The sequence below is a fragment of the Reyranella sp. genome, from assembly GCF_965227665.1.
Lineage (GTDB): Bacteria > Pseudomonadota > Alphaproteobacteria > Reyranellales > Reyranellaceae > Reyranella.
On record NZ_OZ245767.1, the window covers coordinates 4,439,041 to 4,465,579 of the forward strand.

General features: G+C 66.4%; 28 protein-coding genes. 18 read left to right on the forward strand and 10 right to left on the reverse strand.

Translation table 11 applies throughout. From position 1 onward, the window contains the following. Positions 1 to 69 precede the first annotated feature (69 nt). From ACO07I_RS21470 to ACO07I_RS21490, 5 genes are all read left to right on the forward strand, one after another. Positions 70 to 369 (forward strand): HU family DNA-binding protein, encoded by a 300-nt coding sequence (locus tag ACO07I_RS21470; RefSeq protein ID WP_298309615.1) that lies wholly within the window; start codon positions 70 to 72, stop codon positions 367 to 369. Positions 370 to 528: 159 nt separating this feature from the next. Next, on the forward strand, positions 529 to 1,317 hold the full coding sequence (locus ACO07I_RS21475; protein WP_422010928.1) for a YdcF family protein: 789 nt from the start codon (positions 529 to 531) through the stop codon (positions 1,315 to 1,317). Then, positions 1,314 to 2,333, forward strand: a complete 1,020-nt coding sequence (locus ACO07I_RS21480) for an ABC transporter substrate-binding protein (RefSeq protein WP_422010930.1) — start codon at positions 1,314 to 1,316, stop codon at positions 2,331 to 2,333. The genes ACO07I_RS21475 and ACO07I_RS21480 overlap by 4 nt, the downstream gene beginning before the upstream one ends. Positions 2,334 to 2,353: 20 nt before the next feature. Beyond that, positions 2,354 to 3,514: an acyl-CoA dehydrogenase family protein gene (locus ACO07I_RS21485; RefSeq protein ID WP_422010932.1), complete on the forward strand. Its 1,161-nt coding sequence runs from the start codon at positions 2,354 to 2,356 to the stop codon at positions 3,512 to 3,514. Positions 3,515 to 3,573: 59 nt separating this feature from the next. Beyond that, positions 3,574 to 4,122, forward strand: a complete 549-nt coding sequence (locus ACO07I_RS21490) for a hypothetical protein (protein ID WP_422010934.1) — start codon at positions 3,574 to 3,576, stop codon at positions 4,120 to 4,122. On the opposite strand, the gene ACO07I_RS21495 is transcribed toward ACO07I_RS21490, so the two are convergent. Beyond that, a complete protein-coding gene (locus tag ACO07I_RS21495) occupies positions 4,119 to 4,460 on the reverse strand; it encodes a winged helix-turn-helix transcriptional regulator (protein ID WP_422010936.1) in 342 nt (113 codons plus the stop codon). The two genes, ACO07I_RS21490 and ACO07I_RS21495, sit on opposite strands and share 4 nt — an antisense overlap. 106 nt (positions 4,461 to 4,566) lie before the next feature. Here ACO07I_RS21495 and ACO07I_RS21500 point away from each other — a divergent pair, with 106 nt between their 5' ends. Then, positions 4,567 to 5,427, forward strand: coding sequence for an NAD(P)H-binding protein (locus ACO07I_RS21500; RefSeq protein WP_422010938.1), 861 nt, complete (start codon positions 4,567 to 4,569; stop codon positions 5,425 to 5,427). Positions 5,428 to 5,497: 70 nt separating this feature from the next. Here ACO07I_RS21500 and ACO07I_RS21505 read toward each other — a convergent pair whose 3' ends face one another. Then, positions 5,498 to 6,184, reverse strand: a complete 687-nt coding sequence (locus ACO07I_RS21505; RefSeq protein WP_422010940.1) for a DJ-1/PfpI family protein — start codon at positions 6,182 to 6,184, stop codon at positions 5,498 to 5,500. A gap of 78 nt (positions 6,185 to 6,262) precedes the next feature. Here ACO07I_RS21505 and ACO07I_RS21510 point away from each other — a divergent pair, with 78 nt between their 5' ends. Beyond that, entirely contained in the window at positions 6,263 to 7,222 is a 960-nt protein-coding gene (locus ACO07I_RS21510) for a GlxA family transcriptional regulator (RefSeq protein WP_422010942.1), read from the forward strand. Here ACO07I_RS21510 and ACO07I_RS21515 read toward each other — a convergent pair. Genes ACO07I_RS21515 through ACO07I_RS21525 form a run of 3 tightly spaced genes read right to left on the reverse strand, consistent with a single transcriptional unit; the run spans position 7,211 to position 10,719 of the window. Then, entirely contained in the window at positions 7,211 to 8,599 is a 1,389-nt protein-coding gene (locus tag ACO07I_RS21515; protein ID WP_422010944.1) for an MFS transporter, read from the reverse strand. The two genes, ACO07I_RS21510 and ACO07I_RS21515, sit on opposite strands and share 12 nt — an antisense overlap. A gap of 3 nt (positions 8,600 to 8,602) precedes the next feature. Next, positions 8,603 to 9,478: a TauD/TfdA dioxygenase family protein gene (locus tag ACO07I_RS21520; protein ID WP_422010946.1), complete on the reverse strand. Its 876-nt coding sequence runs from the start codon at positions 9,476 to 9,478 to the stop codon at positions 8,603 to 8,605. Positions 9,479 to 9,489: 11 nt separating this feature from the next. Continuing rightward, positions 9,490 to 10,719, reverse strand: coding sequence for a serine hydrolase domain-containing protein (locus ACO07I_RS21525; protein WP_422010948.1), 1,230 nt, complete (start codon positions 10,717 to 10,719; stop codon positions 9,490 to 9,492). Between the two features lie 75 nt (positions 10,720 to 10,794). Between ACO07I_RS21525 and ACO07I_RS21530 the strand changes: the two genes are divergently transcribed. From ACO07I_RS21530 to ACO07I_RS21540, 3 genes are all read left to right on the forward strand, one after another. Then, entirely contained in the window at positions 10,795 to 11,694 is a 900-nt protein-coding gene (locus tag ACO07I_RS21530; protein ID WP_422010950.1) for an SDR family NAD(P)-dependent oxidoreductase, read from the forward strand. Positions 11,695 to 11,723: 29 nt separating this feature from the next. Next, positions 11,724 to 12,698 (forward strand): Bug family tripartite tricarboxylate transporter substrate binding protein, encoded by a 975-nt coding sequence (locus tag ACO07I_RS21535; protein ID WP_422010952.1) that lies wholly within the window; start codon positions 11,724 to 11,726, stop codon positions 12,696 to 12,698. A 324-nt stretch (positions 12,699 to 13,022) separates the two neighbouring features. After that, entirely contained in the window at positions 13,023 to 13,526 is a 504-nt protein-coding gene (locus ACO07I_RS21540; RefSeq protein ID WP_422010954.1) for a hypothetical protein, read from the forward strand. Positions 13,527 to 13,539: 13 nt separating this feature from the next. Here ACO07I_RS21540 and ACO07I_RS21545 read toward each other — a convergent pair whose 3' ends face one another. Then, positions 13,540 to 14,961: an amidase family protein gene (locus ACO07I_RS21545; RefSeq protein WP_422010956.1), complete on the reverse strand. Its 1,422-nt coding sequence runs from the start codon at positions 14,959 to 14,961 to the stop codon at positions 13,540 to 13,542. Between the two features lie 105 nt (positions 14,962 to 15,066). Between ACO07I_RS21545 and ACO07I_RS21550 the strand changes: the two genes are divergently transcribed. The 3 genes from ACO07I_RS21550 to ACO07I_RS21560 all read left to right on the forward strand — a co-directional run bounded on the left by ACO07I_RS21550 (position 15,067) and on the right by ACO07I_RS21560 (position 16,686). Then, positions 15,067 to 15,375: a hypothetical protein gene (locus ACO07I_RS21550; RefSeq protein ID WP_422010958.1), complete on the forward strand. Its 309-nt coding sequence runs from the start codon at positions 15,067 to 15,069 to the stop codon at positions 15,373 to 15,375. Between the two features lie 85 nt (positions 15,376 to 15,460). Continuing rightward, the gene (locus ACO07I_RS21555; protein ID WP_422010960.1) at positions 15,461 to 16,348 is read left to right on the forward strand and encodes an MBL fold metallo-hydrolase; all 888 of its coding nucleotides are present in this window, start codon (positions 15,461 to 15,463) and stop codon (positions 16,346 to 16,348) included. A gap of 11 nt (positions 16,349 to 16,359) precedes the next feature. Continuing rightward, on the forward strand, positions 16,360 to 16,686 hold the full coding sequence (locus ACO07I_RS21560) for an NIPSNAP family protein (protein ID WP_295139782.1): 327 nt from the start codon (positions 16,360 to 16,362) through the stop codon (positions 16,684 to 16,686). A gap of 3 nt (positions 16,687 to 16,689) precedes the next feature. Here ACO07I_RS21560 and ACO07I_RS21565 read toward each other — a convergent pair whose 3' ends face one another. Then, the gene (locus tag ACO07I_RS21565; protein WP_422010962.1) at positions 16,690 to 17,679 is read right to left on the reverse strand and encodes a Bug family tripartite tricarboxylate transporter substrate binding protein; all 990 of its coding nucleotides are present in this window, start codon (positions 17,677 to 17,679) and stop codon (positions 16,690 to 16,692) included. A gap of 45 nt (positions 17,680 to 17,724) precedes the next feature. On the opposite strand from ACO07I_RS21565, the gene ACO07I_RS21570 reads away from it, so the two are divergent. From ACO07I_RS21570 to ACO07I_RS21580, 3 genes are read left to right on the forward strand one after another with little or no spacing between them, the layout of a single operon-like run. Further along, a complete protein-coding gene (locus ACO07I_RS21570) occupies positions 17,725 to 18,699 on the forward strand; it encodes a Bug family tripartite tricarboxylate transporter substrate binding protein (RefSeq protein ID WP_422010964.1) in 975 nt (324 codons plus the stop codon). A gap of 2 nt (positions 18,700 to 18,701) precedes the next feature. Beyond that, the gene (locus ACO07I_RS21575) at positions 18,702 to 19,511 is read left to right on the forward strand and encodes an alpha/beta fold hydrolase (protein ID WP_422010966.1); all 810 of its coding nucleotides are present in this window, start codon (positions 18,702 to 18,704) and stop codon (positions 19,509 to 19,511) included. A gap of 37 nt (positions 19,512 to 19,548) precedes the next feature. Then, the gene (locus ACO07I_RS21580; RefSeq protein ID WP_422010968.1) at positions 19,549 to 20,916 is read left to right on the forward strand and encodes an ABC transporter substrate-binding protein; all 1,368 of its coding nucleotides are present in this window, start codon (positions 19,549 to 19,551) and stop codon (positions 20,914 to 20,916) included. A gap of 33 nt (positions 20,917 to 20,949) precedes the next feature. On the opposite strand, the gene ACO07I_RS21585 is transcribed toward ACO07I_RS21580, so the two are convergent. Further along, entirely contained in the window at positions 20,950 to 21,849 is a 900-nt protein-coding gene (locus ACO07I_RS21585; protein ID WP_422010970.1) for a LysR family transcriptional regulator, read from the reverse strand. A 118-nt stretch (positions 21,850 to 21,967) separates the two neighbouring features. On the opposite strand from ACO07I_RS21585, the gene ACO07I_RS21590 reads away from it, so the two are divergent. Next, positions 21,968 to 22,948 (forward strand): Bug family tripartite tricarboxylate transporter substrate binding protein, encoded by a 981-nt coding sequence (locus ACO07I_RS21590; protein ID WP_422010972.1) that lies wholly within the window; start codon positions 21,968 to 21,970, stop codon positions 22,946 to 22,948. A gap of 15 nt (positions 22,949 to 22,963) precedes the next feature. Continuing rightward, positions 22,964 to 23,848, forward strand: coding sequence for a TauD/TfdA dioxygenase family protein (locus ACO07I_RS21595; protein ID WP_422010974.1), 885 nt, complete (start codon positions 22,964 to 22,966; stop codon positions 23,846 to 23,848). 7 nt (positions 23,849 to 23,855) lie between these two features. Here ACO07I_RS21595 and ACO07I_RS21600 read toward each other — a convergent pair whose 3' ends face one another. Together ACO07I_RS21600 and ACO07I_RS21605 are read right to left on the reverse strand one after the other, a co-directional pair. After that, entirely contained in the window at positions 23,856 to 25,148 is a 1,293-nt protein-coding gene (locus tag ACO07I_RS21600; RefSeq protein WP_422010976.1) for an MFS transporter, read from the reverse strand. Positions 25,149 to 25,310: 162 nt separating this feature from the next. Beyond that, positions 25,311 to 26,468 (reverse strand): ABC transporter substrate-binding protein, encoded by a 1,158-nt coding sequence (locus ACO07I_RS21605; RefSeq protein ID WP_422018344.1) that lies wholly within the window; start codon positions 26,466 to 26,468, stop codon positions 25,311 to 25,313. Positions 26,469 to 26,539 lie beyond the last annotated feature (71 nt).

Sequence of the window (26,539 nt, forward strand, 5' to 3'; positions counted from 1 at the left end):
CGCCGTCAACGGGACCCTGGGGCGTCAGGAGACGTTGGCGAAACCAAAAAATGTAAGGACCCCCTCAACATGGCTACCAAACCCACCACCGTTCCCACCATTCCCCTTTCGAAGGTCGCCGCCGAGCTGGCCGAGAAGACGGGCATGACGAAGAAGGACGCGAGCGGCGCCCTCGACGAGTTCGTCGGCCTGGTCGTTCGTCATCTCAAGAAGGGTGCGAAGGTCCGCATCACCGGTCTCGGCATTCTGCAGGTCCGCGCCCGTCCGGCGCGCATGGGCCGCAATCCGGCCACCGGCGAAGCGATCAAGATCAAGGCGTCGAAGAAGGTCGCTTTCCGCGTCGCCAAGGATCTCAAGGACGCGATCTAACGCCTCCCTGTTTTAAGATTGGGCGGGTTTCGGCGCAGGCCGGGCCCGCCCTTCTTTTTGTGCCCAAGCAGGCCCCTCATCGCAGGGCGATCAAGGCGCTCGTTTGAGCGAGCCTGCCGCGCTGCGTTCTAGTATAGCCGGAGCGCGACGCGAGCCGGCATGACCACATTCATCCTTCTGAAGATCCTTGCCACCCTGATGGTGCCGCCGGCCTCGCTGGCCGTCGCTGTCGTGCTGTGGCTCGCGATCCGGGCGATGGGCTGGCGCCGCCTCGCCGCCGCCGTCCTCGGCCTTTCGGTCTTTCAGACGCTCGTCCTGTCCTTCCCCCCGGTATCGGGAGTGCTGGTCGGCCTGCTCGAGTCCCAGGCTCGCGCACTGACGGCCGGCAGCCCGTCCTGCTGCTATGAGGCGATCGTCGTTCTGGGCGGTGGCATCGCGCCGGCCGCGCCGCCGCACACCACCGAGCCCGAGCTGACCGAAGGGGCCGATCGCATCTGGCAGGCCGCGCGCCTCTATCGTGCGGGGGCGGCCCCGAAGCTCATCGTGAGCGGCGGCTCGTTCATCGAACGGCAGGGCGGGCCGGCCACCACCGAGGCCGAGGCCATGCGGCGCTTCCTGCTCGACCTCGGCGTTCCCAACGAGGCGATCGTTTCCGAAGGCAAGGCGCTCAACACGATCGAGAACATCGCCAACGTGCGCGACATCGTGAAGGGCGGACGTGTCGCGATCATCACCTCGGCCTATCACGTGCCGCGCGCGGCGAAACTCGCGTCGAAGGGCGGTCTCGATTTTGCGATGTTCGGCGTCGACTGGAGCCCGCCGGACGCGGCGACGCCGTGGTGGGAGCGGTGGCTGCCCTCCGTCATGGCCCTGAACTTGTCGAACCGGGCGCTGAGGGAACTGGTCGCGCTCGCCGTCGATCGCCGCGGGGAGAGCCTGGCCCGATGACCGCCTATCGCCTCGATCGCCGGGCCGCGCTCGGCCTCGCCGCCGGCAGCCTGCTGGCGCCGCTCGCCCGGCCCGCCCGCGCTCAATCGCTCGACAGGCTGGTCTTCCAGACCGACTGGCGCGCGCAGGCGGAGCATGGCGGCTATTACCAGGCCCTGGCGGCAGGTCTTTATCGAAAGGCCGGGATCGACTGCGAGATTCGCCAGGGCGGGCCGAGCCTCAACATCGGCCAGCTGCTGCTGACGGGCCGCGTCGACATGACCATGTCGAACAGCTTCGAGGCCTTCACCTATGTGCGAGAGAACGCGCCCTTTTTCACCATCGCCTCGATCTTCCAGAAGGATCCGCAGGTCCTGATCGGCCACCCCGACACCGGGTTCGACGGCTTCGAGGATCTGAAGGGACGTACCCTGCTGATCGGGAACGGTGGACGCGTCACCTACTGGCCGTATCTGCGCAGGAAATTCGGACTGCGCGACGACCAGCTCAGGCCCTACACCTTCAACATGGCGCCGTTCCTCGCCGACAGGAACGTCGTGCAGCAGGGCTTCATCTCGTCGGAGCCCTATTCGATCTCGAAGGCCATCGGCCGCATGCCGCCGTACCTGCTGATCGCCGACGCGGGCTTCAGCGCCTACCAGACCACCATCGCGATCTCACGAAAGCTGGCGACCGAGAAGCGCGATCTGATCCAGCGCTTCGTCGATGCCACGCTCCAGGGCTGGGCGCAGTACCTCGCGGGCGGGCCGGCCATCGAGGCCGCCAACACCCTCATCAAGAGGGCCAATCCGGAACAGACGGATGATCGTATCGAGTATGCGATCAAGGTAATGAACGAGCGCGGAATCGTGATGTCAGGGGATGCATTGCAGGGCGGAATCGGCGCCATGACGGATGCGCGCTGGCGGGGGTTCTATCAGTCGATGATCGACGTCGACGTGTTGCCGGAGGGGCTGGACGTGGCCCGTGCCTACACGCTCGACTTCGTGAACAAGGGTATCGGAAAGCCGACATAGGCGAATCAGGAGGAGCTGCAATGTACCAGGTCAACGAAGAACATCAGATGCTGCGCGATCTCGTGAAGAAGTTCGTGCGCAACGAACTGATGCCGCTCGAGAAGAACGTGCTGGAGCGCTTCGCCACGGGCCAGCCGGCGTCGCTGTCCGACGAAGAGAACGCCAAGCTCTTCAAGCAGTGCAAGGATCTCGGCCTGTGGGCGCTCGACGTGCCCGAAGAGGTTGGCGGCGCCAACCTGCCGTCGGTGGCGCTGGTCGGCGTCAACGAAGAGCTGGGCTACACCTGCGTGCCGTTCACCTTCCCGCCCGACTCCCCCAATCTGCACATGCTGCTCGCGACCGCGAGCCCCGAGCAGCGCAAGAAGTACCTCGAGCCCTACGCCGCCGGCGAGACCAGCTCGGCGATCGCCATTTCCGAGCCGGGCGCGGGCGGCGACCCGGCCGGCATGAAGACGCGGGCGGTGAAGGACGGCAACGACTGGGTGATCAATGGTCGCAAGATCTGGATCAGCCGCATCGCCAAGGCCGACTTCACCATCGCCATGGCGGTGACCGATCCCAACCTCGGCGCGCGCGGCGGCATCACCGCCTTCCTGATCGACAAGGGCACGCCCGGTCTCGTCGTGGCCCGCGCCATCCCGATGCTGGCCGGCCAGCGGACCTACGAGGTCGTGTTCGAGGATTGCCGCGTGCCGGAGACGCAGGTGCTGGGGCGCATCGGTGCGGGCTTCGCGCCGATGCAGATGCGCCTGACGATTCGTCGCCTGCAGATGGGCTCGTGGTGTGTCGGCATGGCGCAGCGCGCGCTCGACATGCTGGTCGAACACGCCAACCAGCGCGTGACCTTCGGGGAGAAGCTCGCCGACCGCCAGGCCATCCAGTGGTGGGTGGCCGACGCGGCGATGAAGCTCCATGCCTGCCGCCTGATGGTGATGGATGCCGCGGTGAAGCAGGACGAGGGCCGCGACGTGCGCATGGAGGCCTCGATGATCAAGGTCTATGCGACCGAGATGGCGAGCGAGGTGATCGATCATGCCCAGCAGGCGTTCGGCGCCATGGGCGTGACGCAGGAACTGCCGCTGTCGATCATGGCCCAGAAGGTCCGCACCATGCGCGTCTATGAAGGCCCGTCGGAAGTGCATCGCATGGTGATCGCCCGCCGCATCTTCGGCGGCCGTTGACAGGAAGCGGCAGGCAGGCGGATCATTTCCGCCTGCCACTGGATCGAGGGAGCCGCCGCATGACTTACACACTCGATACGTTCGTGAAGGACGCGCAGGCTGCGCTCAAGACGCATGAGGGTCCTGCCGGTCGCGAGCAGGTCCGGCTGCTCCTGGAGAAGCTGCTCGCCAACCCGTCCTTCGTCGACGAGGCGGTGGGACCTGCAGCGCCGATCGGCACCCGCAAGCTCCATGAGGACAAGGATCTTGGCTTCGTCGTGCTGGCGCACTGCAATCCCAAGCCGCACAAGAGCCCGCCGCACGATCATGGCGCCTCGTGGGCCGTCTATGGCCAGGCGGTGAAGTACACCGACATGAGCGAGTACAGGCGTGTCGATGGCGGCACCGACGCGGGCGACGCCAAGCTCGAGCAGGTGAAGGCCTATCGGCTCGAGCCCGGCCATGCCGGCGTCTACGATGTCGGGGCGATCCACGCCATCGACTATCCCGACGGCAGCCGCTTCGTGCGCGTGACGGGGCGCGATCTCGACTACGTGCGTCGTCTCAAGTTCGACATGGCGGCCGGCAAGGCCATCCCCATCGAAAGCGCGACGGCCGGCGCCAACTAGCGGGCCTCGGCTTGTCCGCGCTTGCGCGGACGATTCGCATCGCCCCATGCCTCCATCGCATCGAGGAGGGGGCCGAGGCTCCGGCCCTTCTTCGTGAACGAATACTCGACGTGAGGTGGGACGGTGTCGTGCACCTTGCGCGACACGATTCCATCTTGCTCCAGAGCGCGCAGCTGCAGGGTCAGCATGCGCTGCGTGATGCCCGGAACCAGGCGGCGCAGTTCGTTGAAGCGTCGCGGCCGGTCCTTCAGATGGTACAGGATCGTGGACTTCCACCGTCCGCCGATCACTTCGACCGTCGCCGTAACGGGGCACCAGGGAGCCTTCGTCTCGGCCATCGCGCGCGCCTCCAAATCCATGACTGATACCTAGTATAAAAAATGTGCGTACTTATGGAAAGTGTACCGGGATGTTAGGGGCGGCCTCACAACCTTGGAGGTCGCAATGTTCGTCATCATGGGAGTCACCGGTAAGGTCGGCGGTGCAGCGCTCGAAGCCTTGAAGCAACGTGGTATAGCCTTGCGCGCGGTGGCCCGCGATCCGGCGCGCGCGCAAGGGCTCGGCGTCGAGACGGTCCGCGGCGATGCCTCGCAAACGGAGAGCCTCGTCGCGGCCTTTGCGGGCGCGCAGGCCGCCTTCGTGATGCTGGTTCCGCCATATCAGGCACAGGACGTGGTGGCCGATTCGCGCGCCATGGCGCAGTCGATCGCCGATGCGGTGCGGACGGCACGGGTGCCGCATGTCGTGGCGCTGTCATCGGTCGGCGCGCATCTCCGCGAGGGCAACGGCATCGTGCAGGTGCTGCACGACTTCGAAGCGGCCCTTGCGGACGCCGCACCCTCGCTCGTGTTCCTGCGGCCGGGCGAATTCCTGGAGAACTGGGCGGGCGTGCTGCCGGCAGCGCGTGAGGCGGGCGTGCTGCCCTCGGGCAAGGCGGCGCTCGACAAGCGCCACGAGGCCGTGTCGGCGCTGGATGTCGGTCGTGTCGCGGCTGACCTGCTACTCGAGCCGCGACCGGGGACGCGCGCCGTCGATCTCGCGGGGCCGGCGCCCTGTTCGGCGCAAGACGCGGCGGCGATCTTGTCGCGTCTGCTGGGCAAACCGGTGACCGCGGTGCCGTCGTCGCGCGAACTATCGGTGGCCGCGCTGGTGGCCGCGGGCCTCGGCGCCGACTATGCGGCGAAGCTCGCGGATCTCGACGAGGCGATCGATGCCGGCCGCCTCGACTTTCCGGCGGGTGGCGACCTGCGTCGGGGCACGGTGACGCTCGAGGCCGTGCTGCGGCGCCTCGTGGGCGCCGCGTGACGCTCGACCGGAGAGAGCGGCGGCCGGTCGCGCCGGCCGCCGCCACGGTCCAGTTCGTCGCCGCGCTGTGCTAGGCCAAGCGCGCGGCGGCGGCCTGATTGGCCTCCACGCGCTTCTGCAGCATGGCGTGGATGCGCTCCTTCAGCCGCTGCACGCGCTCGGGGCCGGCCTTCTCCGGACTGCCGGAATCGAAGGGCGGCTGCGGATCGTACTCGAGCGTGAGCTGGATCGACTTGGCGACTTCCTCGCCGGCCAGCTCGGCCACCAGGGTGAGCCCGAAATCGATGCCGGCCGTCACGCCGCCGCCCGAGATGCGATTGCGGTCGCGCACCACCCGCTCGGCGACGGGGATCGCCCCGAAGGCCGGAAGGAATTCGCGTGAGGTCCAGTGGCAGGCGGACTTGTAGCCCTTGAGCAGGCCCGCGGCGCCGAGCACCAGCGAGCCGGTGCAGACCGACGTGACGTAGCGCGCGCTCTCGGCCTGCTTGCGCAGGAAGGCGAGTGTCTCCTCGTCGGTCATGAGCGCGACCTGTCCGCCGCCGCCCGGCACGCAGATCACGTCGAGCTGCGGGCAGTCGGCGAAGGTGGTCGTCGGCACGATCGAGAAGCCGGAGTCGGTCCGCACCGGATCGAGCGTCTTCCAGATCATGTGAAGCTTGGCGTTGGGCACGCGGCACAGAACCTGGGCGGGGCCGGTCGCGTCGAGCTGGGTGACGTCGGGAAAGAGCAGGATGCCGATGTGAACCGTGTCTGCCATGAAATGTCTCCTCTGTTGGCCGGACCCTACGCAATCCCGTCGTTGGCAGAAATGACAAATATATAGTAATTTCTGCCAATGCCAAAAGCCCAGCGGATCGCCATCCTCGCCTATGAGGGCTGCCAGCTCCTCGATGTCACCGGCCCCGCCGCCGTGTTCGGCGCGGCCAACGAGGGACGGGAGCGGCCGGTCTACGACGTGCAGATCGTGTCGCCTGACGGCGGCGCCGTCGCCTCGAACTGCGGGGTCGCGCTGATGAGTCACCGCATCGGCGGGCGTTACGACACGCTGCTGGTGGCGGGCGGCTCGCGTGGGCTCAAGGCCGTGATGGCGCGCGAGGATGTGCGGCGCTGGTTACGCAAGGCCGCGCCGCAGACAACGCGTTTCGGATCGGTCTGCACCGGCGCCTTCGTGCTGGCGGCGGCCGGATTGCTCGACGGCAAGCGGGTGGCCACGCACTGGGCGAGCTGCCAGCGCCTGGCCGAGAAATTTCCCGCGCTGACCGTTGATGCCGATGCGCTCTACGTCGTCGATGGCAAGGTCTGGACCTCTGCCGGCGTGACGACCGGCATCGACATGGCGCTGGCGCTGGTCGAGGCCGATCTCGGTGCGGCGACGGCCAACCTGATCGCGCGGCACTTCGTGCTCTACGCGCGCAGGCCGGGCTATCAGTCGCAGTTCAGCCCGCTGCTGCAGGTGCAGACGGAGGCCGACGCGCCGTTCGCCCGGCTGATCGAGTGGATGCAGGCCCATCTAGACGAACCGCTCGACGTGCCGGCGCTGGCCGCTCGCGCAGGCCTCTCGGAGCGCAGCTTCCATCGCAAGTTCGTCGAGGCCACCGGCAAGACGCCGGCACACTTCGTCGAAGGGCTGCGACTCGACGCGGCGCGCACCCTGCTGGCCAAGGGCTTGCCGCTCAAGACGATCGCGGGCCGCGTGGGCCTGCGCTCCTCGGCGCGGCTCGGCCAGGCCTTCGAGCGCCGCTTCGGCATGGCGCCCTCACTGTTCCGCGAGATGCACGCGGCGTCAGTGCCGTAGGCGCAGGCTGCTCAGGATCAGGGCGGTGAGAGCGAAGCCGGCGCCGAGCCAGAGTGCGGCCCGCGCCGCATCGGCGGCGCCGCCGCCGGAGAAGTCGAACAGGCCGAAGACCAGTGCCACCAGCGCCGCGCCCATGGTCTGGCCGAGCGTGCGGGCCGTGGCGATGATGCCGCCGGCGCTGCCGCTACGGTCGCGCGGCACGGCGTTCATCATCAGCCTGTTGTTCGGGGCGGCGAAGATGCCGAAACCCGCGCCGCACAGCACCAGCCGCCACATGATGTTGAAGGCGGAGGGATCCGGCGGCAGCAGCGCCGTCAGGATCATGCCCGCAGCCATGCTGGTGAGGCCGATCGTGCCCAGCGCGCCGGCATGATGCCGGTCGGCGAGGCGGCCGGCGATCGGTGCGACGCCGGCCAGCGCCAGCGGCCAGGCCGTCAGCAGCAGGCCGGTCGCGGTGGCGTCGCGCCCGAGCACGGTATGGAAGAAGAAGGGCAGACTGACGAAGGCCAGCCCCTGCGCCGTGAAGGTACAGGTCGAGGCCGAGATCGAGAGCGAAAAGATCGGCCGGCTGAACATGTCGATCGGCATCATCGGGTCGGCGAGCCTGCGCTGGCGCCAGACGAAAAGGGTGCCGAGCACCGCCGCTCCCACGAGTTCGGCCACGATCACCGGCACGGGATGGCCATGGCCGACGCCGTCGATGCCGAAGATGAGCAGGCCGAAGGTGCCGCCGGACAGGACCGCCGAGAGCACGTCGAACGGCCGCTTGACATGGGTCGTCACCGGCAGGAAGCGGCCGGCCAGGAAGAAGGACAGCACGCCCAGCGGGATGTAGACGGCGAACAGGATCGGCCAGCTCGTGATGGCGAGCAGGGCAGCGCCGAGGCTGGGGCCGGCGGCCAGCGAGGTGGCGACGACTGTCGTGTTGAAGCCGAGGCCGCGGCCGAGCGCGGCGCGCGGATAGATCGATCGTACCAGGGCCGGCTGGATGGCCATGATGGCGGCCGCTCCCAGCCCCTGCAGCGTCCGTGCGGCGATCAGCCAGGAGAGTGAGGGCGCGAGCACGCAGCCGATCGAGGCCAGCGAGAAGACGACGAGCCCCCAGCGGTAGACGGTTCGGTATCCCACGATGTCGCCCAGCGCTGCGATCGGCAGCAGCATGATCATCAGGGCGATCTGGTAGGCGTTGACGATCCAGATCGAGCTTTCCGCCGTGATCGCGAGGTCGTTCGCGATGTAGGGCAAAGCGAGATTGGTCATCGAATTGCTGAGCACCGCCATCGACAGGCCGATGGTGATGGTCGCCACGGCGGCGAGCCGGCGGGGCCCCGACGGCATGCCGTCGGGGAGCGGACCGGCTGAGGCGGGTTCGGCCATGTTTTACTGCGGTACCGTCAGTTCGTCGCCGGCGATGGTCGTGCGCTGCATCAGGCGCTTGTGCTGGGTCGCATCGTAGTAGGTCGCACGATGCAGGACGGCGCGATTGTCCCAGACGATCACGTCGCCCTCGCGCCAGGCATGGGACATCATGAACTCCGGCTGCTCGGCGCGCTGCGCCAGCTCCCAGAGGATCGCCTTCGACATCGGCTCGGGCCAGTCGAGGATGCGGCCGGCATGGGCGCCGATGTAGAGCGCACGGCGGCCGTTGATCGGGTTGTCGCGGAACATGCGCTGCTTGACCGGCGGCAGCTCCGACAATGACTTGGCGCTGAGGATGCCCTTCTGCACGCGGTCGCGCGAATGCGCCAGGGCATGCTCGGCGACCAGCGGATGGATCGTCGCCTGCAGGGCGGGCGGGAGCGCATCCCAGGCGGCGCGCATGTTCAGGAACTCGGTGTTGCCGCCTTCCGGCGGGCAGATCCGCGCCGTCAGGATCGAGCAGAGCGACGGGATGCGCTTGAAGGAGGAGTCGGAGTGCCAGAAGTAGTTGGCCTTCTGGTAGATCATGCGCATGTCGTCCGGCGGGATCGGCTCGCCGGTCATGATGTCGAGATTGGACTGGCGCGCGAACTTTGTGCCGGCTGCGGGATTGGCGCTGAGCGTCGTCTCCAGCGGGCCGAAATTCTCGCTGAAGGCGATCTGGGTGTCGTCGTTCATCGCCTGATCGCGGAACAGCAGGACGGAATGCTCCTCGAAGGCGGCGCGGATCGGGCCGAACTCACGCGCCGAGAGCGGACGCGTGATGTCGATGCCGGTGATCTCCGCGCCGAACAGCGGATGGAGCTTGCGGACTTCGATGCTGCCGGTGTTGCGCATGGCGTTGGCCCTCAGTCGATGATCGCCTGGTAGGTGAGCACGCGCAGCTCGCGCCGGATCGGGTAGGTCGAGGAGGGCATGAGCTGCGTCAGCAGCACCACGGCCATATCCTCGACCGGATCGATCCAGAAGGCGGTGGAGGCCGCGCCGCCCCAGGCATATTCGCCGGGCGTGCCGGCAATGTAGGCCTTGGCCGGGTCGAGCATCACCGAGAAGCCGAGGCCGAAGCCGATGCCGGTGTAGGTCGATTCCGAGAAGCGCGGTGTGCCCATGTCGGCCATGTCGCCGTTGAGGTGATTCATGGTCATCAGCTCGACCGTCTTGCGGCCCAGCAGACGCACGCCGTCCAGTTCGCCCTCGTTCAGCATGAACTTGCAGAAGCGCAGATAGTCGGAAGCGGTCGACACGAGTCCGCCGCCGCCCGAGTTGACCTTGCGCGGCGCGAGGTAGCGGCTCTTGGCTGGATCGTCGATCAGGTCGAGCCTGCCGCCGGGGCCGGCGGCGTAGTTGGCGGCGAAGCGGTCGTGCTTGACGGCCGGCACGTGGAAGTCGGTGTCGACCATGCCCAGCGGGTCGATGACCTTCTCCTTGAGGAACTTCTCGAAGGGCTGGCCCGAGATGACCTCGACCAGGTAGCCCAGCACGTCGGTGGAGACCGAGTAGTTCCACGCCTTGCCCGGCTGGGCGATCAGCGGCAGCTGGGCCAGCCGCTCGACAACCTGCTTCAGGCTGGTGTCGGCCGTCTGGAAGTCGACACCGCCTTCCTTGGCGCGGTAGGCGGCATCGACCGGGTTGCTCTCCATGAAGCCGTAGGTCAGGCCCGACGTGTGGGTGAGCAGGTCGCGGAAATTGATCTCGCGCTCGGCCGGCACGGTCTCGATCTTGCCGCGGCTGCCGCCGACCATCACGCGCGGGTTGGCGAAGGCGGGAATGAACTTCGAGATCGGATCGTCGAGCTGAAAGCGGCCCTCTTCGTAGAGCATCATGATGGCCACCGAGGTGAGCGGCTTGGTCATGGAGTAGATGCGGAAGATCGTATCGGCCCGCATCGGCGTGTTGCGGGCCAGGTCCGACTTGCCCACGACCTCGGCGAAGGCGAGCTCGCCATTGCGCATGACGCAGGTCACCATGCCGGCCAGCTTCCCGCTGTCGACCCATCCCTTCATCCAGGTGCGCACGCGGTCGAGCCGCGCTGCGGAAAGTCCGACCTGTTCGGGGGTGACGAGCGGCAGCGTGTCCATGGCGATCCTCCCTTGAGCCCCGCTACACTAGCCCAGGACGACAGGGTTCAGACACGCAAAAGACGGGAGGGAGCAATGGCGAGATTGTGCGAAGGACGGGTGGCGATCGTGACGGGCGGCGCCCGCGGCGTCGGCCGGGAGCACTGCCTGATGCTGGCGGAGCATGGCGCCAAGGTGGTCGTGAACGACCTGGGTGGCGATCGGGCCGGCAAGGGCAACGATGTCGGTCCCGCCCAGCAGGTCGTGAACGAGATCAAGGCGATGGGCGGCGAGGCGGTGGCCAACGGCGACGACGTTTCCGACTGGAACGGCGCCAAGCACATGATCGACCAGGCGGTCGAGGCGTTTGGCAAGCTCGACGCCATCGTGCTCAACGCCGGCATCCTGCGCGACCGCATGCTCGTCAACATGAGCGAGGACGAGTGGGACGCCGTCATCAAGGTTCACCTCAAGGGCACCTTCGCGCCGGCCCGCCACGCCGCCGCCTACTGGCGCGACCAGGCCAAGCTGAAGGGTGGACCGGTCGATGCGCGCATCATCACGACCACGTCGGTTTCGGGCATCTACGGCAATATCGGCCAGACCAACTATGGGGCGGCCAAGGCCGGCATCGCCTCGTTCACGATCATCGCTGCGCGCGAACTCGCCCGCTATGGCGTCACGGTGAACTCGATCTCGCCCTCGGCCTTCACCCGCATGACCGAGGACCTGCGCGAATATACGGATGAGGACAAGAAGCGCCGCGACCCGAAGTGGATTGCCCCGGTCGCGACCTGGCTGGTGAGCGAGGACAGCCGCGAGGTGACGGGCCGCGTGTTCCAGGCCGGAAACGGCATTTTCGCCGTCGCCGAGGGCTGGCATAAGGGCCCCACGGTCGAGCAGATCATGGATCCCGTGCAGGCCGGCAAGGTGCTGGGCGAGATCGCCCGGAAGGCCCGCAAGAACGCCGGCATGAACGGCCTCGACCTGGACTGAAACAAGCAGGGAAGAAGAAGGAACAATACATGATGAAGATCAATCGCCGCACGGCGCTGGCGGCGACGGCCGCGGCTGCCCTGGTTCCGGGTGCTGCGCGCGCCCAGGCCTGGCCGAACAAGCCGATCCGCTGGGTCGTGCCCTACACGGCCGGCGGACTGACCGACGTGACGACAAGGCTCACGCTCGAGAAGATGAACGTCGGCCAGACCTTCGTGGTCGACAACAAGCCGGGCGCCAATTCGCTGATCGGCGCCGAGATTGTCGCGAATGCGCCTCCCGACGGTTACACGTTCCTGACGGTGATCGCGGCGCATGCCGCCAACAAGACGCTCTATGCCGGCAAGCTGAAATTCGATCCGGTCGCGGGATTTGCGCCGGTCTCGCTGGTCGGCGTCGCGCCGCTGATCATCTGCGTCACCAACGGACTGCCGGTGAAGAACGTGGCCGAGCTGATTGCCTATGCCAAGGCCAATCCGGGCAAGCTCTCGTTCGGCTCGTCGGGCGTCGGTGCTGCCGCGCATCTCACCAGCGAACTCATGAAGCAGGTCGCGGGGATCGATATGGTGCACGTGCCCTACAAGGGTACGGCGCCGGCGCTGGCCGACCTCGCCTCGGGCAACATCCAGCTGCTGATCGATGCGCCGATCGGTGTGATGACGCAGGTTCGCGCCGGCAAGATCCGCGCGCTCGCCATGCTGTCCAAGAATCGCGTGCCGGGTGTCGAGGAGGTGCCGACGATCGTCGAGGCGGGCGGCCCGCTGATCGAATCCTCGACCTGGGTGATGTTCCTCGCGCCGGCGGGCACGCCGAAGGAGATCGTCGACAAGGTGTCGTCCGAAGTCTCGAGGGCCGTGAAGGACGAGGCGCTGCGCAAGCGGCTCGCCGAACAGGCGGTGATCCCCGTCGGGGCCACGCCGGAAGAGACGGGCAAGTTCCTGCAAACCGAGATCGACAAGTGGGAAAAGGTGATCACCACTGCGGGCGTCAAACCCGACGCCTGAGCCAAAGTCCCGAAGGTGAAGCAGCGGCGTCCACTAACCGGCGCCGCTGTCACTTGGCGGGGTTATTCCGCCCCATGCTGGCCTGCGACGACGTGGCCGAACCAACCCGGCCGGCCGGCGCGACGGATTTCGTCGGGGAGCACAATCGGGTCGGGACACAGGTTTTCCCTTGTAATTTCAGCGTTGATCGCGCTCCCGGCCCGCCTTCGGGGCATCCGAGGGCGTAGAGATTTCCAGAGGCCGAAAGTGCAATGAGACTGTGTTGACAGTCCAAGTGCAGCCTCAGCGCTTTACTCGCCGCGTGCCTTATCGTTTGCTCCCGCCATGGTCTCGACTTTGAGTCTGGCGAACGGCCTCACGCTTCTTTTCGCCGCCCTTTGCCTCTGGACGATGGCGGCCCAGTCGCGCGGCGGTGTGACGACGCTGGGCCGAGTGGCCTTGCCGGGTGGCTTCGCGCTGATGGCGACGCTGATGCTGCTGGCGGGGGTGTTCGAGGCAAGCATTCTCTTCGACATCCTCTGGGTCGCGGCGTTCGCATTGGGATCGATGATCGGCCGCATCCGCGGATGGAGGCTGACCGTGCAGGCGAACAAGGAAGCGGGCCTCGTGATGCTGCCGGCAACGGTCGACGGTCTCATCGTGGCGGTGATCCTCGCGGCGCTGTCCGCGATCGATTTCGCCTCCGCCATGATTGGAGAACCGGTGGTGGCGCCCGGATATGTCGCCGCCGCCAGCGCCCTTTGTGCGGGCTTCCTCGGCTACCGCGTCCTCGTCATCGCGCTGCGCGTCGTTCGTCCGACGCCCAGCAAGGTTTCGAACGCCGTCTGACGGCGCCTCGTCGTCACAAGTCCTTCAACGTCTCGAGCACTCTCGGCTGCGGCCAGGTCCAGCCACTTGCGCTTTCGAAGGCGCGCATCGCGCGCAGCACGACCTCGTCGGCGCGGGGTGGCCCGATGATCTGTATGCCGACGGGAAGTCCCGCCTTGGTCAGGCCCGCGGGCATGGAGGCTGCCGGCTGGCCGGTGAGGTTGCAGGGAAGGGTATAAGGCGCGCCCTTGGTCCAGCGCGGAAACGCCTCCGAATTGTAGAGCGTTTCCACCGGGGGGCCCGCCGTTGGTGCGACGGGGGCCAACAACAGGTCGTAGTTGCGATGCCAGAGCGCCAGATCGCGCGCGAGCCGGCTCCGCGCCTCGAAGGCCCTCGCATAGTCGGCGAGCGTTATCGCCAGACCTTTTTCCATGAGCGCGCGCAGACCGGGATCGAGCTTGTCGTGGAGCTGGGTCGGGATCTGCCGGAACCGGGTGGCGAAGCTGCCGATCCACAGCGGTTCGAAATGCTCCTGCAGCGGCTCGAACATCGGGCCGACTTCCTCGACATGGGCGCCCAGCTCCTCGAAGCGCTTCGCCGCAGCGGCAACGAGTTCGCGCACTTCCGGATCGGCCTTCACATGACCGAGATCGAGGCTGAGCCCGATCTTCCAGCCACGCACACCGCCGTCGATGCCGACCGTGTAGTCCCGTGCGTCGGTCGGCAAGGAACGCCAGTCGCGCGGGTCGGGACCCGCCGTCACGTTCAAGGCCATCGCCGTGTCGAGGACGGTGCGGGAGAGCACGCCCTGGCTGATCACGTCGGCAAAGGGTGAATCGGCCGGATACTGCGGGATGCGCCCGAAGGAGGGCTTCAGGCCGACCAGTCCCGTGTGGCTGGCGGGAATGCGGATCGAACCGCCGCCGTCGTTGCCATGGTTGAACGGATTGACCCCCGCCGCCGTGAGTGAAGAGGCGCCGCCGGATGAGCCGCCGGGGGAGTGGGCGAGATTCCACGGATTGCGGGTGACCCCCTGCAGCGGCGAGTCGGTGATGGCCTTCCAGCCGAATTCGGGCGTGTTGGATTTGCCGAATATGATCATGCCCGCTGCAAGGAACTTGTCGGTTACGGCTGCGTTATCGTGCGCGGGAGTCTCGTCGGTGGAATGCGATCCGTAGCGAGTCGGCCATCCTTTGACGTTCGTGGTGTCCTTGATCGTCGTGGGAACGCCGTCGAGCGGAGACAGAGGCTCTCCTTTCAGCCATCGCGATTCTGCTGCCTTTGCAGCGGTTTGCGCGCTGTTCTCATCAATCAACACGAGCGCGTTGAGATGAGGCTGCATTGCCGATGCGCGCTTCAGCATCGCATCGAGAACCTCGACGGGAGATGCTTCTCCGCGTGAGAAGAGTTTTGAAAGTTCCGCTGCAGGAAGCCAGTCGAATGCAGACTTAGACATGCGTTTTTTGTCGGTTCTCGACGGAGGTTGGATGTTTCAAAGTGGAGGAGTTGAAGCAGTGTCGACTCTGATTTCTCCCAAGTCGAGAGCGTATTGGAGGACGTGATGGAAACGATCGCAGCGCTTGTTGCCGCCGGTGCCGCCTTCGGGGCGAGTTACCTCATCGGCCGCTCCGTGACTGCCTCGTCGCTCTTCGTGGCTTTGGGCGGCCTGCTGTGGGGTGTCGGCTTCGCTGTTCTGTTCTTCGTTGCGACCGTGACGGTCGGACATCTGACGCCGGGCCTGTTCGAGCCGTGGCTGCTCGGTGTTCACTTCATCGCGCTGATCGTGGCGGCACCGCTCGGCGGCGCTGCCATCGCGGCCCTCACTCATTGGCGCGTCGAGCGTGCCGATGCGTTGCGCCTCCCCTTTTGACCGCGAAACGGCAAATAGCGAAACGATCGGCTTCCCCGTAGCGACCTCGCGACGCTAAGCTCCCCGGCAAGCAAGGGGAGGCACCATGGTCGAGGTGAAGTTGGGCGCCGGTACGGCCGTGCGCATCGAGGAAAGCTACGAACCCAACTTCGACGCCAAGGCGTTCTTTCCCGATTGGGATCCCGCCGTCGTGGAGCGGCATCGCGACTGGCTGGTGCCGGCACACTATGACGAGGCCTCCGCCTTCCTGAAGCTCAGCGTCCATAGCTGGCTGCTCAAGATCGGCGGCAAGAACATCCTGATCGACACCTGCGTCGGCAATTACAAGTCGCGTCCGCATCGGCCCAAATGGCATCTGATGGAGACGAAGTATCTCGAGCGGCTGAAGGCCGCCGGCGTCGAGCCCGACGGGATCGACATGGTGATGTGCACGCACCTTCACGTCGACCATGTCGGCTGGAACACGCGCCTCGAGAACGGCCGCTGGGTGCCGACCTTCAAGAATGCGAAGTACGTGTTCAGCCGCACGGACTACGACCATTATCTCAAGCTCGACAGCGATGCTTCGATCGGGCCGGTCAATGCCGGATCGTTCCGCGACTCGGTGCTCCCGGTGGTCGAGGCAGGGCTCACCCAGATGGTCGACGGCGCGGCGCAGCTCGACGAGAATCTCAAGGTCGAGCCGGCGCCGGGACACACGCCGGGCACGATCGCCATCAAGTTCGACTCGCGCGGCGAGAAGGCGCTGTTCTGTGGCGACATCCTTCATCACGCGCTGCAGGTCTATCACCCGGAATGGAACAGCTTCGCCTGCGCCGACGCAGCGGGAGCGCGCAAGAGCCGGCGTGCCGCGCTCGAACATTGTGCGGGAAGTGGCGCGCGGCTGATGCCCTGTCATTTCGGAGCACCGTTCAGCTGTCACATCGACCACAAGGACAACGGATTCGTGCCGCGCTTCGGCGGGCAATTCTAGGGGAGGACGAGATGATCTACGAAATGCGCGTCTACAGGTGCGTGCCGGGCCGTCTTCCGGCACTGCTCAATCGCTTCAACACCATCACGCTCAAGATCTGGGAGCGGCACGGCATCAAGCAGGCCGGCTTCTTCACGACCCTGATCGGAGAGTCGAACCAGGAACTGACCTATTTCCTTGCCTGGGAGTCGCTGGCCGATCGCGAGAAGAAGTGGAACGCCTTCGCCGCCGATCCCGAGTGGCTGGCCAAGCGCGCCGAAACCGAGAAGGACGGCGCCATCGTCGAGAACGTCTCCGTTCAGATGCTCACGCCGACCGGCTTCTCGTCGGTGCAGTAGCCGTCAGTCCGCCTTGAGGCCTGCCGTTCTGGCGAGGTAGGCCCACTTGGCATGGTCGCGCGCCACATAGGCTGCGAACTCGGCGGGCGATCCGAACTGGGGATCGACGCCGAGAGCCGCGAGCTTCTTCGCGACCGTCGGCGAGCGCAGGGTGGTCGCAACGGCCGTATTCAGCCGCTCGACCAATCCGGGGGCCGCGCCGGCCGGCATGAAGACGCCGAAGGAGGTCACGGCTTCGTACCCGGGCAATCCCGACTCGGCGATGGTCGCGATGCCGGGCGCGGCCGCCGAGCGCACCAGCCCCGTCTGGCCCAGTCCGCGGATCTTGCCGGCTCTGACGTGGGGCAGCGCGACCGGCAGGCCCGCGAAGCCGATGTCGATCTGGCCGGCCATGAGATCGGTCAGCGTGGGACCGCTTCCCTTGGACGGCACATGCACGATGTCGAGCCTCGCCATCGCCTTGAACAGTTCGAGCGCGAGGTGGGTCGGGTCACCGCCACCGGCCGAGCCGCCCTTCAGGCTGCCCTGGTGAACGCGCGCCAGATCCAGCAACTCAGCAACGTTCGTGGCCGGCAGCTCGGGCCGCCCGACGAGCAGCATCGGCGTGACCCCAACCGGGGACGCCGCGGCGAAGTCGGTGCGGATGTCATAGGGCAGCGGACGTCCCAGCGCCGGCGCGATCGTCGTCGGGCCGTTGGACGCCAGCATGAAGAAGCCGCCATCCGGCGGGCTTCTGGCGATCAAGCCGGCGGCGGCCTCACCATTGGCCCCGGTCCTGTTGTCGACCAGGACCGCGCGGCCCAGCTGTTCGCCGATGCCCGGCGCCATCAGCCGCGCCAGGAGGTCGCTCTGGCTGCCGGGGGGGAAACCGACGACGAGGCGCAAGGGAGGGTCGGGAAAGTCGGGTGATTCCGCGCGGGACGAGATCCAGGGCGGAGCCAGGGGCAGGGCGGCGAGACCGGCGAGGGCGCCGCGGCGAAAGAGCTTGCGCATGCGGGAAGTATGCTAGGCTTTTTGCAACACAGGGAGGAAACAAGAATGCAACGTAGAACCTTTGCGGGCGCAAGCGCGGCCGCGCTCATCGGGTCTCTCGCCGGATGGCCGGCGATGGCGCAGAAGATCTCCGGCGATGTCCGCTTCCTCTGCGGTTTCGCGCCGGGCGGCACGGCCGATCTGCTGTGCCGGATCATGGCCGAAGCCGTGACGCCCGAGGTGGGGCAGAAGGTGATCGTCGATACCAAGACCGGCGCCAGCGGCTTCATCGCCAACGAGATCGTCGCGAACGCTCCACCGGACGGCCGGACCATCGGCCTCGCCGCCATGGCGGCGCTGTGCGTCTCGCCGGTGATGCCGGGACAGAAGCTGCCGATCAACGTCGACACCGACCTGACGCCGATCGCGAACATCGCCGGCGTCACCAACATGCTGGTCGTCGGCAAACACATGCAGTACCGCACGATCCCGGAGATCATCGACTTTGCGAAGAAGAACCCGGGCAAGCTCACCTATGCTTCCGCGGGCAACGGCACGTCGCAGCATCTCGCCGCCGAACTGTTCAAGAAGATGGCGGGCATCAACATCCTGCATGTGCCCTATCGCGGCGGCGCACCCGCCATCCAGGACATGATCTCGGGCAATTGCGACATGATGTTCGGCAACATGCCGGAGTTCCTGGGCCAGATAGGCGGTGGCGGGCTGATCCCTGTCGCCTTCGGCTCGCCCAAGCCCTCGCCGCTGTTTCCCAATTTGCCGCTGATCTCCCAGTTCCTTCCCGGCTTCCAGGTGGTCAACTGGTTCGGCGTCTTCGGCTCCAAGGGCCTGCCGGCCGACCTGGTCGACTTCTGGAACAAGGCTCTCCGGGCGGCCGTCGCAAAGCCGGACGTGCAGAAGCGCTTCGCCGAGAGCGGCATGGATTCGGTCATCGGATCGCCGGCTGAATTCAAGGCGACCATCATGGCCGATCGCAAGAAGTGGGAAGATGTCATCAAGAGCGCGGGCATCCGCGCCGACTGACGATGCCTTTCGCCGCCGCTCAACACGGGACCCTTCATTACGACGTCGTGGATCTCGTGGCGCCCTGGCAACGGCCGCGTCTGCCGATCCTGTTCCATCACGGGATCGGCGCCAGTGCCGGCGTCTGGGCGGGGTGGCGGCCCGCGCTCGCCGACGCTCACCGGCTGGTCACCTTCGACATGCGCGGCTACGGACGCTCGAACATTCCGCCGGCAGACTTCAGGTGGTCGCTGGACCTGCTGGTCGAGGACTTGTTCGCCGTGGCCGATGCCGCCGGACTCGAGCGCTTTCATCTCGCAGGCGAGTCGATCGGCGGGACGGTGGCGCTGGCGGCCGCGCTCGCCCGGCCGGCGAGGATCGCGAGCCTCACCGTCAGCAACGGCGCCCATGTCGGGGCGTCGATCCAGAGGGTCGAGGCGTGGCGACGCCAGCTCGATGAAGGCGGGTCGAAGGGCTGGTCGGATGCCTTCCTGCGCGACCGCTTTCACGAGGATGCTTTGACCGACGAGCGGCGCGCCTGGTTTGCCGCTGAGCAGGAGAAGTGGCCGCGCGACTCCATCCTGAATGCTCTTGGCGTCCTCATCGGCACCGACCTCACCTCACGTTTGGGCGAGATCAGGTGCCCGGTGCTCTTGCTGCATCCCGACGGCAGCCCGTTCATTCCCGTGAGCATAATCGCCGCCCTGCACGAGGGACTGTCCGACAGCGAACTCAATGTCTTCGGCCGGTCACGCCATGGCCTGCCGTTCTCGCATGCTGCGCAATGCGCGCAGGCCTTGCGGACTTTTCTCGACTCGCGCAAGGCGGACTGATACCCGGATCGTCAGGCAGCCCTGAAGCGAGGAAACAATGAGACGGATTCTGGCTGGCGCCGCGGCTTTGGCGATCGCCTTCTCGGCCGCTCCGGGCCTTGCCCAGGAGAAGCTCGCCGTCTGGTGGGTGAAGGGCTACTACAAGGCCGAAGACGAGGCCCTGTTCGCCGCGATCGGGAAGTTCGAAGCCAAGACAGGGGTCAAGGTCGATCTGTCCCAGTTTGCGGCGGAAGACATGATCCCGAAGACGGTCGAGGCCGTCGACTCCGGTTCGACACCGGACATTGCCTATTCGGACACGTACGGCGTCCAGGTCGCGGCCCGGTGGGCCTTCGATGGCAAGCTCGAAGACATCTCCGACGTGATCGAGCCGATGAAGGACCGGTTCCTGCCGGGCACGATCGACACCGCGTACCTCTACGACGGCAAGGCCAGCAAGAAGGCCTTCTATGGTTTCGTCTTGAAGCAGCAGATGCTGCACGTCGAATACTGGAAGGACATGCTGGCGACCGCCGGCTTCAAGGAAAACGACATTCCCGGCACGTGGAAGGAATACTGGTCCTTCTGGTGCGACAAGGTCCAGCCGGCCTACCGCAAGGCGACCCGCAGCCGCGTCTACGGCATCGGCCGGCCGATGGGCGTCGACTCGACTGATTCGTTCCACTCTTTCATGAGCTGGGTCGACGCCTACGACGTGAAGCTGGTCGACGGGTCGGGCAAGTTTCTGGTCGACGATCCCAAGGTGCGGGAGGGGCTGATCGCTGCCCTTCGTGACTATACCGACGTCTATGCCAAAGGCTGCTCGCCGCCCTCGTCGACGGGCTGGATGGACGGCGACAGCGAAGCGGCCTTCAACGACCGCACGACGATCGTGACGCACGCCTATTCGATCGCGGCTGCAGCCAAGTGGCTCGACGATGCCAACAATCCGAACCGCACACCGGCGGAGCGCACCGCCGGCCGCAGGGCCTACGACGAGCTGATCGCAACGGCCGGTCTCCCCAGGAAGCCCGATGGCACGCCGATGGTCTATCGCACGATCGTCAAGGTCGGCGTGATCTTCCGGGACGCGAAGAACAAGAAGCATGCTCGCGAGTTCCTCAGGGTCCTGCTGGACGAGGAGAATCTTCGCCCCTATGTCGAGGCCGGGCTGGGCCGCTGGTTTCCGGTGACCAAGGCCGCTCAGCAGAGCCCGTTCTGGCAGGCCGACAAGCATCGCAGGGCCGTGTACGACCAGTTCAAGACGTCACCGCAGCCTTCCGAGTTCGCAAAGAACTGGAAATTCGCGCTCCTCGACGCCGAGAACGTCTGGGCCAAGGCGATGAACCGCGTGGTGACCGACAAGGTGTCGGTCGAGAAGGCGGTTGACGAGCTGATCGCCCGCATCAAGGAACTCGCCCAGTAGAAGGCCGCCTTCGAAGGCTGCTCCCGCGGGTCGTTATGTGCGCGGTGTGCGGCGACGGGAGGTGAAGGACGCCCTGAGCCGGTCGGCGAACTGCTCGACCTCGGCGCGCCAGCGCAAGGCGGGGTCCCAGATGGCCGCGAGATCCATGCCGAGGACGATGCCGTTGGCGACGATCTTGGCGGTGTGCAGGTCCGTGCGCGTCGTCGCCGGAATGACGGCGGTGCCGAGGCCCGCCCGCGCGAGAGACAGGATCACCGTACCCGAGCCGCCTTCGTGGCGGATGCTTGGCGACAGCGACAGCAGGCGAAGCGCCGCGTCGAGCGTCAGGCGCGATTGATATCCCCGGTCCAGCACCAGCAAATCGCGCTCGCACAGGGCGCGGAGATCGATGCCGTTCCGGCGCTCGGCGGCGCTGAAGGGCTTGGGCGACGCCGCCAGGATGTCGAGGCGCACGATCTGGTGATCGACCAGCCCCGCGTCGTAGCGGGGGCGCCCCGTGATACCCATCGAGGCGTCGCCGCTCAGGACAAGGTCTTCGATCTCGACGCCGTTCGCTTCGACGACGCCGACCCGGACGTGCGGCTTGGCCTGCGTGAATTCGGCAATGCCCGGCGCCACGACGGTCTCGATCGTGTGTGCCGTCGCCGCGACCGTGATCTGGATGGCGGGCTGGATGCTGTTGGCGCGGGCGGCCGCTTCGAAGCGCGCGATGCCCTCGAGCGCCGACGAGGCGAGTGGCAGCAGATCTTGCGCGTCGCTGGTCGCAGCCATCCCGCGTCCCGAAGGCTCGAACAGGGCGAGCCCCAGCCGGTGCTGCAGTTCCGTGATGCGGCGCGACAGGGCGGATTGCGAAATGTTGAGGCGCTCGGCCGCTTCCACGAGGGACCCCGACCGATACACGGCCACGAAGGACTCCAGCAGCCGCTTGTCCATTCCTGCGAAATCCTCAGTAGTTAATCTGCAAACAATGCACTTCATGCATAAGGTGGAAGGGTGCTAGCGCTGCGTCAACCGCACCCGCGATGGGGCGGATCGAGAAAGGAAGACAGGGATGAAGCGTCGCCACCTCCTATCGCTCGCGTCGGCCGCCGCCGGATCGATGATCGCCAGCAATGGCGCGCAGGCGCAGGGCGCCTATCCCGACCGGCCGATCACGCTGGTGGTCGCCGCCCCGCCGGGCGGCGGCACGGACATCGTCGGTCGCATGTTCGCCGAACATCTGTCCAAGGAGTTGGGGCAGCAGGTCATCGTCGACAACAAGGGCGGCGGCAACGGCAACATCGCCACGGCGATCGTCGCGAAGGCGAAGCCGGACGGATACACGCTGCTGATGCAGTATTCGTCGTTCCATTCGGCCAATCCGGCGATGATCAAGAACCTGAACTGGTCGCCGAAAGACCTGACGGGCGTTGCAATGGGCGCGATCGCGCCGCAGCTCATCGTCATCGCCAAGCGGGTGCCGCCCGACACCCTGAAGGATTTCATCGCCTACGCGAAGGCCAATCCCGGCAAGCTGAACTATGCGTCCTTCGGGCCGGGCTCCGTCGCCCATATCGGCGGCGTGATGCTCAACAAGGCCGCCGGCATCGATCTGGTCCACATTCCCTACAAGGGCGCCGGACCGGTGAGCGCCGACCTCGTGGCGGGCCAGGTCGAACTCGCCGTGATGAGCCCGCCGTCGCTGGCGTCGCACATCCGCAACGGCAACGTGAAGGCCCTCGCGCTGGCGAGCGATGCCCGCCTGGCGGCGTTCCCCGATATCCCCACGACGGCGGAAGCCGGCCTGCCGAGCTTCATCTTCGATGCCTGGTACGGAATGTTCGCGCCGGCCGGGACGCCGAAGCCGGTCATCGACACGCTGAACGCCGCCATGAGGAAGATCGCAAAGTTCGACACCGTCGTGGAGCGGTCGAAACAGCTCGGGGTCGTCCTGAGGGACTGGACGCCGGAACAGTTCGACCGGTTCGTGGCCACCGAAGGCGATGTCTGGTCGACGATCATCAAGGAAAACAAGATCACCCTCGACGAGTAGGCAACGGAGATACCCATGTCAGGTTCATTGAATGCCAATGCGGGCCCGCGCCTCCGTTACAAAGCGGACGAAAGCGCGCCCTACGAGACGATCACCGTCGACAAGCTGACGCCGATCATCGGCGCGGAGCTGGGCGGCGTCGATCTCAGCAAGCCGCTCTCCAACCGCCAGCAGGACGAGATCCACCGCGCACTGGCCGAGAACCTGGTCATCTTCTTCCGCGACCAGGTGCTGACGCCCGAGCAGCACATGTCGTTCGGCCGCCTGTTCGGCGACCTGCATGTTCATCCCGCGGCGCCGCACGAGCCTGGCATGCCGGAGATGATGATCATCCATTCCGACAAGAACAGCCCGCGCGCCAACGGCGAGGGCTGGCACACTGACGTGAGCTGCGAGGTCGAGCCGCCGATGGGCTCCATCCTGCACATCAAGACCTGTCCGCCGCGCGGCGGCGACACGCTGTTCGCCAGCATGTACGCGGCCTACGACGCCCTCTCGGACCGCATGAAAGCCTATCTCGACGGCATGATCGCCCTGCATGACGGCGAGCCGGTCTATCGCGGCCTGTTCAAGCCGATCGGCGTGGCGGACAAGCCCGAATATCCGCGGGCCGAGCATCCGGTGGTGCGGACCCATCCGGTGACCGGGCGGAAGTGCCTCTACGTCAATGCCGGCTTCACCAGCCGGCTGCTCGGCGTGCCGCGCGACGAGGGCGACGCGGTCCTGCGCTACCTCTACCAGCACATGGAGAATCCGCTCTTCCAGTGCCGCTTCCGCTGGCGCGAGAACTCGATCGCCTTCTGGGACAATCGCTGCGCCCAGCATCGCGCGATGTGGGACTACTGGCCCCACATGCGCAGCGGCCATCGCGTCACCGTCACGGGCGACCGGCCGTTCTGACCCGGGCTCAGGCTCGGGCGGGCTGCAGGGACGGCGCGGCGACGGCGCGCGCCGCCAGTCGCGCGCGATCCCGTTCGGGGCGAATGAAGAGCAGGCCGACGAGGCCGCCGGTGAGCAGCAGGACGCCGAGAATGACGTAGCCCTGTTCGTAGCCGGCGAGCGGCGTCGCCGCGGTCTGGATCATCGAACCCATGATCTTGGGCGCGAGGATGCCGGCGAAGGTCACGACCGAGTTGGTGATCGCCAGCATCGCCGCGCGCTGCGGGTGCGGCGTGAGTTCGCTGATGATCATCGGCAGGACCACGTAGATCGTGCTGCCGATGGCGGAGCCGAACACCAGGAAGGCGATCTTGAGCCCGTCGTTCGGCATGGCGCCGACAAACGGGAGGGCGCATCCACCGGCCAGGATGGTGAGACACGGGAACACGCCGCGGCAGAGGCGGCTGGAAACACCCTTCCTCTTCAGCCGCTGGGAAACGAAGCCTCCGGTCAGAACGACGAGGGCGCCGAAGACCCAGGGCAGCACGGTGAGATTGCCGCCGAGTTTCTGGCTGAAGCCGAGGCCGGCGACCAGGTACGACGTGAACCAGGTGAGGCCGAGCGCGAGGCCCCAGTAGCTCGCAAAGCCCGCCGCACAGACGGCAAGGATGGTGGGGCAGGTGAGGAGGTAGCGGTAGGGGATGCGCTCCGTGCTGCCGTTCGGGCTCACCGGCGCATCGACGAGAGTCCCCTCGCGGCTGAAGATCAGCCACAGGACGGTCCAGACCAGTCCCGCGATGCCCAGCGCGCCGAAGGCCCAGTGCCAGGTGTAGGTCTCGATGATCCAGTTGAGCAGGGGGACGGCGATGATGACGCCGAAGGCCGAACCCTGGGCGATGACCGCCGTCGGCAGTCCGCGCAGCGAATCGGGAAACCATTTGTAGATGGCGTGGGTGGCGACGGGGCCGGCCGGTCCCTCGCCGGCGCCTAGGATGATGCGGCAGACGATCAGGGTCTCGACGCTCACCATCCCCAGCATGGGAAACTGCACGATCGACCAGATGATCGCCATGACCAGCAGCGTGTGCTTGGTCTGCACGCGGTTGGAGACGAAGCCGACGACGATGGCCGAGACGGCGAAGAGCAGGAAGAAGGCCGAGCCGATATCGCCGAACTGCTCGGGCGTCAGGCCGAGGTCGCGTGTGAGAGGGACCGCCGCCAGGCCAACGACGACCTTGTCGGCAAAGTTGATCAGCATGAACAGGAACAGAAGGGCGGTCATGCCCCAGGCCCCCTTGAGGGGACGATCGTGGACGCTCACGTGGACGTTTCTCCCGGCGTCCTGTTGATCGGACGCTGGTCGCCATCTGACAGGCAACGCATCCATATCGTCAAGAAATGACGAGCCCCACAGCCCTTTATTCTTCAAGCAAAAAAAGGGCACCCGCAGGTGCCCTTTTCATCGTTCACGATCTGCGAGAGATCACTTCTTAACGAGCGGGCAGTTGCCGTCCTTCATCGGGCGATAGGCTTCGTTGCCCGGTACCGTGGCGATCAGCTTGTAGATGTCGTCCTTGCTCTTGGACTCGGCCGGCGTCTTGACCTGGAACAGGTACATGTCGCGCTCCAGGCGTCCGTCCTCGCGCAGCTTGCCGTTCTTGGTCATGACGTCGTTGACGGGGATCTCCCGCATCTTCGCCATCACCGCCTTCGGATCGTCGGTGCCGGCGGCCTGCACGGCCTTGAGGTAGTGCAGGGTCGAGCTGTAGACGCCGACCGTCAGCATGCTGGGGATCTTGTCCTTCTTGGCGCGGAAGCGCTTGGTCCACGCGCGGGTCTCGTCGTTGAGATCCCAGTAGAAGGCTTCGGTGAGGACGAGGCCCTGCGCCACCGGCAGGGTGAGCGCCGCCACGTCGGTCGAGAAGACCAGCAGACCCGCGAGGCGCTGGCCGGCCTTGGTGATGCCGAACTCGCCGGCCTGCTTGATCGCGTTGATCGTGTCCTGGCCCGCATTGGCGAGGCCGATGACCTTGGCCTTCGAGGCCTGGGCCTGCAGCAGGAAGGACGAGAAGTCCTGCGTGCTGAGCGGATGCCTGACGCCGCCCAGTACCTTGCCGCCGGCCGCCGTCACGACCGCGGTCACGTCACGCTCGAGCGCATGGCCGAACGCGTAGTCGGCGGTGAGGAAGTACCAGGAGTCGCCGCCGTCCTTGACGACCGCGCCGCCGGTGACCTTGGCCAGCGCGTAGGTGTCGTACACCCAATGCGCGCCGGTCGCCGAGCAGGCGGCGCCGGTCAGGTCGGCCGAGGCCGCGCCGGTGTTGATGTCGATCATGCCCTTTTCCTGGGCAATCTTGCGCACCGCCAACGCCACCGAGGAGGTGCCGATGCCGGTGATCATCTTCACACCGTCGACATCGTACCACTTGCGGGCGATCGCGGCGCCGACATCGGGCTTGGTCTGATGGTCGGCCTGCAGGATCTCGATCGGGCGGCCGAGAACCTTCCCGCCGAAATCGTCGATCGCCATCTGCATGGCCTCGACTTCGCCCTGGGTGAGATCGCCATAGACGCCAGAGAAGCCTTCCATGACGCCGATCTTCAGCGGCTGGGGGGCCTGGGCCTGGGCATAGGCGGCCATGCCGATGACGGCGAGACCGGCGACGGCGGCCGCCGCTCCGGCGTGCCGGATAGTGGTTGTGAGCTTCACGG

Excerpts from the sequence above, each read along its gene's own strand:
- ACO07I_RS21470 (WP_298309615.1), top strand. The coding sequence starts at position 70 with ATGGCTACCAAACCCACCACCGTTCCCACCATTCCCCTTTCGAAGGTC.
- ACO07I_RS21475 (WP_422010928.1), top strand. The coding sequence starts at position 529 with ATGACCACATTCATCCTTCTGAAGATCCTTGCCACCCTGATGGTGCCG.
- ACO07I_RS21480 (WP_422010930.1), top strand. The coding sequence starts at position 1,314 with ATGACCGCCTATCGCCTCGATCGCCGGGCCGCGCTCGGCCTCGCCGCC.
- ACO07I_RS21485 (WP_422010932.1), top strand. The coding sequence starts at position 2,354 with ATGTACCAGGTCAACGAAGAACATCAGATGCTGCGCGATCTCGTGAAG.
- ACO07I_RS21490 (WP_422010934.1), top strand. The coding sequence starts at position 3,574 with ATGACTTACACACTCGATACGTTCGTGAAGGACGCGCAGGCTGCGCTC.
- ACO07I_RS21495 (WP_422010936.1), bottom strand. The coding sequence starts at position 4,460 with ATGGCCGAGACGAAGGCTCCCTGGTGCCCCGTTACGGCGACGGTCGAA.
- ACO07I_RS21500 (WP_422010938.1), top strand. The coding sequence starts at position 4,567 with ATGTTCGTCATCATGGGAGTCACCGGTAAGGTCGGCGGTGCAGCGCTC.
- ACO07I_RS21505 (WP_422010940.1), bottom strand. The coding sequence starts at position 6,184 with ATGGCAGACACGGTTCACATCGGCATCCTGCTCTTTCCCGACGTCACC.
- ACO07I_RS21510 (WP_422010942.1), top strand. The coding sequence starts at position 6,263 with ATGCCAAAAGCCCAGCGGATCGCCATCCTCGCCTATGAGGGCTGCCAG.
- ACO07I_RS21515 (WP_422010944.1), bottom strand. The coding sequence starts at position 8,599 with ATGGCCGAACCCGCCTCAGCCGGTCCGCTCCCCGACGGCATGCCGTCG.
- ACO07I_RS21520 (WP_422010946.1), bottom strand. The coding sequence starts at position 9,478 with ATGCGCAACACCGGCAGCATCGAAGTCCGCAAGCTCCATCCGCTGTTC.
- ACO07I_RS21525 (WP_422010948.1), bottom strand. The coding sequence starts at position 10,719 with ATGGACACGCTGCCGCTCGTCACCCCCGAACAGGTCGGACTTTCCGCA.
- ACO07I_RS21530 (WP_422010950.1), top strand. The coding sequence starts at position 10,795 with ATGGCGAGATTGTGCGAAGGACGGGTGGCGATCGTGACGGGCGGCGCC.
- ACO07I_RS21535 (WP_422010952.1), top strand. The coding sequence starts at position 11,724 with ATGATGAAGATCAATCGCCGCACGGCGCTGGCGGCGACGGCCGCGGCT.
- ACO07I_RS21540 (WP_422010954.1), top strand. The coding sequence starts at position 13,023 with ATGGTCTCGACTTTGAGTCTGGCGAACGGCCTCACGCTTCTTTTCGCC.
- ACO07I_RS21545 (WP_422010956.1), bottom strand. The coding sequence starts at position 14,961 with ATGTCTAAGTCTGCATTCGACTGGCTTCCTGCAGCGGAACTTTCAAAA.
- ACO07I_RS21550 (WP_422010958.1), top strand. The coding sequence starts at position 15,067 with ATGGAAACGATCGCAGCGCTTGTTGCCGCCGGTGCCGCCTTCGGGGCG.
- ACO07I_RS21555 (WP_422010960.1), top strand. The coding sequence starts at position 15,461 with ATGGTCGAGGTGAAGTTGGGCGCCGGTACGGCCGTGCGCATCGAGGAA.
- ACO07I_RS21560 (WP_295139782.1), top strand. The coding sequence starts at position 16,360 with ATGATCTACGAAATGCGCGTCTACAGGTGCGTGCCGGGCCGTCTTCCG.
- ACO07I_RS21565 (WP_422010962.1), bottom strand. The coding sequence starts at position 17,679 with ATGCGCAAGCTCTTTCGCCGCGGCGCCCTCGCCGGTCTCGCCGCCCTG.
- ACO07I_RS21570 (WP_422010964.1), top strand. The coding sequence starts at position 17,725 with ATGCAACGTAGAACCTTTGCGGGCGCAAGCGCGGCCGCGCTCATCGGG.
- ACO07I_RS21575 (WP_422010966.1), top strand. The coding sequence starts at position 18,702 with ATGCCTTTCGCCGCCGCTCAACACGGGACCCTTCATTACGACGTCGTG.
- ACO07I_RS21580 (WP_422010968.1), top strand. The coding sequence starts at position 19,549 with ATGAGACGGATTCTGGCTGGCGCCGCGGCTTTGGCGATCGCCTTCTCG.
- ACO07I_RS21585 (WP_422010970.1), bottom strand. The coding sequence starts at position 21,849 with ATGGACAAGCGGCTGCTGGAGTCCTTCGTGGCCGTGTATCGGTCGGGG.
- ACO07I_RS21590 (WP_422010972.1), top strand. The coding sequence starts at position 21,968 with ATGAAGCGTCGCCACCTCCTATCGCTCGCGTCGGCCGCCGCCGGATCG.
- ACO07I_RS21595 (WP_422010974.1), top strand. The coding sequence starts at position 22,964 with ATGTCAGGTTCATTGAATGCCAATGCGGGCCCGCGCCTCCGTTACAAA.
- ACO07I_RS21605 (WP_422018344.1), bottom strand. The coding sequence starts at position 26,468 with ATGGCCGCCTATGCCCAGGCCCAGGCCCCCCAGCCGCTGAAGATCGGC.